The 4,236-nt window shown below is 39.4% G+C and carries 6 protein-coding genes; 5 read left to right on the forward strand and 1 reads right to left on the reverse strand.

Going from position 1 to position 4,236, the window contains the following annotated elements:
* Positions 1-48: 48 nt before the first annotated feature.
* From OCV70_RS18460 to OCV70_RS18480, 5 genes are all read left to right on the forward strand, one after another.
* Entirely contained in the window at positions 49-429 is a 381-nt protein-coding gene (locus OCV70_RS18460; protein ID WP_117541435.1) for a TnpV protein, read from the forward strand.
* A 131-nt stretch (positions 430-560) separates the two neighbouring features.
* Positions 561-938 (forward strand): GntR family transcriptional regulator, encoded by a 378-nt coding sequence (locus OCV70_RS18465; RefSeq protein ID WP_117541437.1) that lies wholly within the window; start codon positions 561-563, stop codon positions 936-938.
* The gene (locus OCV70_RS18470) at positions 939-1,802 is read left to right on the forward strand and encodes an ABC transporter ATP-binding protein (RefSeq protein ID WP_117541439.1); all 864 of its coding nucleotides are present in this window, start codon (positions 939-941) and stop codon (positions 1,800-1,802) included.
* Positions 1,799-2,443 (forward strand): ABC-2 transporter permease, encoded by a 645-nt coding sequence (locus tag OCV70_RS18475; RefSeq protein WP_117753961.1) that lies wholly within the window; start codon positions 1,799-1,801, stop codon positions 2,441-2,443. The genes OCV70_RS18470 and OCV70_RS18475 overlap by 4 nt, the downstream gene beginning before the upstream one ends.
* A gap of 13 nt (positions 2,444-2,456) precedes the next feature.
* On the forward strand, positions 2,457-2,654 hold the full coding sequence (locus tag OCV70_RS18480; RefSeq protein WP_117541443.1) for a nucleic acid-binding protein: 198 nt from the start codon (positions 2,457-2,459) through the stop codon (positions 2,652-2,654).
* 72 nt (positions 2,655-2,726) lie between these two features.
* Here the strand turns inward: OCV70_RS18480 and OCV70_RS18485 are convergent, their stop codons facing one another.
* Positions 2,727-4,163 carry a MobA/MobL family protein gene (locus OCV70_RS18485; protein ID WP_117541445.1) on the reverse strand — a complete coding sequence of 479 codons (1,437 nt, stop codon included), beginning with the start codon at positions 4,161-4,163 and terminating at the stop codon, positions 2,727-2,729.
* Positions 4,164-4,236 lie beyond the last annotated feature (73 nt).

The following is a 4,236-nucleotide window of genomic DNA, read 5'->3' on the forward strand; positions in this document are numbered from 1 at the left end:
GGAGAACTGTGACATATGTGCGAATATATTATAACGGAGGATTTTTTAATGGACAAGTATATTTATGATGAAAGCAACGGTTTATGGTATGAGTTGCAGGGAGATTATTATATTCCTTGCATTACTTTACCAACCGAAAAAGAACACAAGTTTATCGGCTTATGGGGACAGCGGTACAAACGCTATTTACAGGAACATAAACGAGCAGTTTACACCACGCTGCTCACAAGCGGAAAATTGAACGGTTATCTTGCTGATATTGACGAACAGGCAATGGATATGATGTTCCGATTGGTTGAGCAAATGGCTGACAAGGAAGGTGTGACTGAGCAACTCAAAGCGGAAAACCCGATGTTGTGGGTTGTAAGAATGAACGAGATACAGGCAAGGGCAAGAGAAATAATCAATAGAGAAATTATATACACATAAAAGATTAGAGCGGCAGGGAGAAATCTCTGTCGCTTTATTCTTGCCCTTGACAATAAGGCACAACTATTATATACTGTACTTGTAGATGTAATACGCTATATAATAGCAAGTAACAGAATGGCGGTGGAATTTTGGATATTGTTGTAAGCAATAAGGCAAGCCGACCTTTGTACGAACAAATTTCTACACAAATCAAGGCGGCAATTATGAGTGGTGAATTGAAAACAGGTGAAGCCATTCCGTCTGTAAGGTCATTGGCAAAGTCCTTGCACATTAGTATTTTAACGGTACAAAAAGCTTATGCCACATTACAAGAAGATGGATTTATAGAGTCAACAGCTGGTAAAGGGTGCTATGTATCGGCACAAAATCAGGACTTTTATCTTGAGGAACAACAAAAGAAGATAGAGGAACACTTTACAGACGCAATCGAAGTGGCAAGGGCAAGTGGAATATCACTTGATAAACTAATCAATTTACTGACACTTTTATATCAGGAGGACGAATAAATGAGCGAAAATATTTTAGAAGTTAAAGGTTTGACAAAAGATTACGGTGATTTCGTTCTTGATAAATTGACCTTCACTGTACCTAAAGGCGTAATTATGGGACTGATTGGAGAAAATGGTGCAGGAAAATCAACAACTATTAACTGTATTCTTAATGAAATATCAAAGACAGATGGAAATATTGAAATTTTCGGAAAGGATTATCTCTCTGAAGAAATTGAAATCAAAGACAAAATAGGCGTTGTATTTGATGAAAACCATTTCCCAGATATATTTACACCAAATGAAATTGGAACATATATGTCGGGAATATATTCAAAATGGGAACGAAATACTTATGTCAATTATCTCTCGAAGTTTGAACTTCCTGCTGATAAAAGGGTAAAGGATTTTTCTAAAGGTATGAAAGTTAAGTTGGCTTTTGCTGTGGCACTTTCGCACAAAGCAGAACTTTTAATTTTGGACGAAGCAACAAGTGGTCTTGACCCTATTATCAGAGATGACATTTTAGATATTTTGATTGACTTTGTTCAAGACGAAAATCATTCGGTATTGGTATCTTCTCATATCATAAGCGATTTAGAAAAAGTGGCAGATTATATTACTTTTATTCATAAGGGGAAATTGGTTTTCACCCACTCAAAAGACGAATTAGTTGATAATTACGGTGTAATGAGTTGTGGTGCTATGGTTTTTGACAACTTAGATAAATCAGAGATAATCGCTTATAGGAAAGAGGATTATCAATACAAAGTGCTTGTAAAAGACCGTCACATTGCCGAGAAAAAATATCCAAAAGCGATTGTTGTTCCAGCCGCAATCGAAGAAATTATGCTTTTCTATGTAAAGGGGGAAATGAAATGAAAGGGCTATTAACAAAGGATTTTCTTACAATTAAAAAGAAATATGGCTTACCTCGTGTGATTATGGATATAGCCATTATTATTGCGTTAATGTTCATATTGGAAAAAAGCGGAACAATATATATCAGTTTTTTACTCATTCCTATTGAAATAATGTCAATGATTATCTCCCTAACAACTTGTGACGAGCAATGGAAATGGGGGAAATATGCTGTATCACTTCCTGTATCTAAAAAACAGATTGTATGCAGCAGATATGCTTGTGCGGGTATTTTGTCCTTAATTGGCTTTGTGGTTGCACTCATTGTAAATTCTGCCTCATATATTCTGTTTCCACAATATGCATATGGTTTTTATCTCTTTATGTCCTGTGCTTCATTTGCACTGACATTATTGTTTTTGGCATTTGTTTTGCCATCAAATTACTCGTTAGGTGTTAATGCTGGATTTGCGACAATGTTTATCTTAATTATACTGCTTGTTGTTTTGGGCTTATGGACTAAGGCAACAAATAATTCAATTATGTGGTTTGTTGTAGAGAATTTTGAAGTAAGCATTGCTATTGCAGGAGTTTCTGTTGTTGCAATATGCGGGTTGTCTTTTGTACTGTCAAACTTGTTTTTCAGAAAAAAATATATATAGTTAGGAGTAAGAAATGAGAAAGTGTATCAGATGTGGATGTGAAATGAAAGAAAATTGTGCTGTAAAAATTGAAGGGGCGGGATATGGAATTGTTTTATCATCTGATGAAAACAAGTTATTTGGTGGTCGAATAGGAAAGCCTAAAGTAGCCATTTGCCCTGAATGTGGAGAAGTGTCTATTTATCTTGAAGATTTGGATAGATTAAACTAATCCCTTCTTTTTCTACGATAATGTTATGTACGCCGCCGCTATGGGTAAAACCGTAACGGCGGTTTTTCAATGCTACCTGCTATCTCTGTCAATGGATTTTTTATACTGTCTTTGCGGTGGTTGCTGCTTGTTGCGTTCCTGTATCTCACGCAGATGTTTTAACACGCTCTGCCTTTCGGGCGGTCTGTGCTGTTCTTTAGTGGCAGCTGTCGGCTTCCTGCTGACTTGGTATTCCCACTCGGCAAGGTCACGGTTGTACTGCTCTACAACGCTTTCCATTTCTCGGAAAGTACGCATAAATACCTGCACATCAGGATAACCGTCCGCTTTGAGTGTATCGGGGATTTTATCCAGCCTGTCGGCAATTTCCACTTCGGTTTCTTTGATTTTTACCTCCAACGCTTTTCGTTCTTTACCTTTGAAAAGCCCCTTTGTATCAGCAAGCTGCTGTTTCAAGTGCGGCAGAACTTTGTCCTGCAAGTTTTTAATTTCCTTTGCCTTATCCTGTACTTTTATCATCAGATTTCGCATATGACGGAACTCTGCCATATCAATATCAAGTGTAGGCTTGGGTGGCATATCCTTTTCCCGAATAAGGTTTTGCAGAAAATCTTTTGCCTTTGCCACAATCCCACGGAACAGATTAGGAAGCCAGCCTTTGCTTTTAATTGACTGGCTTGCTTTTTCGTGTATCTCGGTCTGCTTGACTTCTAAAATCTTTGCTTCGGAAATACCCGATAACAACGCCATATCCGCTGTCCTGTTCCATTCCTGCCTTGCGGTATTGTCCGCTTCAATCTCGGCGGCTTTGGGATTGTTCTTGCCGATTTTCTTGGTGGGAAGATAAACGCTGTTCTTATCAAATACCTTTAACTGCTGTTCGGGATCGGAGATATGCCGATTGATAAGGTCGGTGTAAATCTCTTTTATCTCCCGAAGAAAAGGCTCGCTTTTGAATTTATCATCTTTCACGGTAAAGAGGTGGCTTTCGTAAACCTCGCCCTTTTTAATGACGGTACAGCCTTTGCGTATCTGCCCGTCCTCCCCTGTGATTTCTTTCTTGGTGCGTACCCTTTTGCCCGTTTCATCATAGAACACGCTGCGTGTGGCTCTCTTGATGTCAGGCTCAGGAAGCAGTTTTCTTTCGCTGAAGATAAGATGGATATGATAATTGGTTTTGCGTTTGTTGTGGTGGAGGGCTGACACGCACTCCACACCATATCTCTTGCGGAACTCCTCCGTAAAATCTTCAAGGACTTCCTGCGGCTCGTATCTTGTATAAACTTCGGGCAGGGCGATAATCAATTCCCTTGCTTCGATACATTTGCCCTCTGTGCCGCTCCGCTTAAACTCCTGCTGGCTTTCCCTTGCAAGGTTACTCCAAAATTCATTGTCGGCGGTGCGGTAGGTGGCATAAAGGTTTTCCTGCTTTGCGTGGCTTGTGATATAGGATATTCTTCCCTTGACATTGGATAGCTTCGACATCTGTATAAATGAATGTCTTGCCATATACTCCTTCCTCCCGTGACGGGCATACTCTTTTTGCAACCGAGAAATCGGTTGCCGCTGTTTCGGCGGCGTA

Source organism: Blautia acetigignens (assembly GCF_025566865.1).
Lineage (GTDB): Bacteria > Bacillota > Clostridia > Lachnospirales > Lachnospiraceae > Blautia_A > Blautia_A acetigignens.

What these genes read in the sequence shown, in the direction of transcription:
- OCV70_RS18460 (WP_117541435.1), top strand. Translation starts at nt 49, where the DNA reads ATGGACAAGTATATTTATGATGAAAGCAACGGTTTATGGTATGAGTTG.
- OCV70_RS18470 (WP_117541439.1), top strand. Translation starts at nt 939, where the DNA reads ATGAGCGAAAATATTTTAGAAGTTAAAGGTTTGACAAAAGATTACGGT.
- OCV70_RS18475 (WP_117753961.1), top strand. Translation starts at nt 1,799, where the DNA reads ATGAAAGGGCTATTAACAAAGGATTTTCTTACAATTAAAAAGAAATAT.
- OCV70_RS18480 (WP_117541443.1), top strand. Translation starts at nt 2,457, where the DNA reads ATGAGAAAGTGTATCAGATGTGGATGTGAAATGAAAGAAAATTGTGCT.
- OCV70_RS18485 (WP_117541445.1), bottom strand. Translation starts at nt 4,163, where the DNA reads ATGGCAAGACATTCATTTATACAGATGTCGAAGCTATCCAATGTCAAG.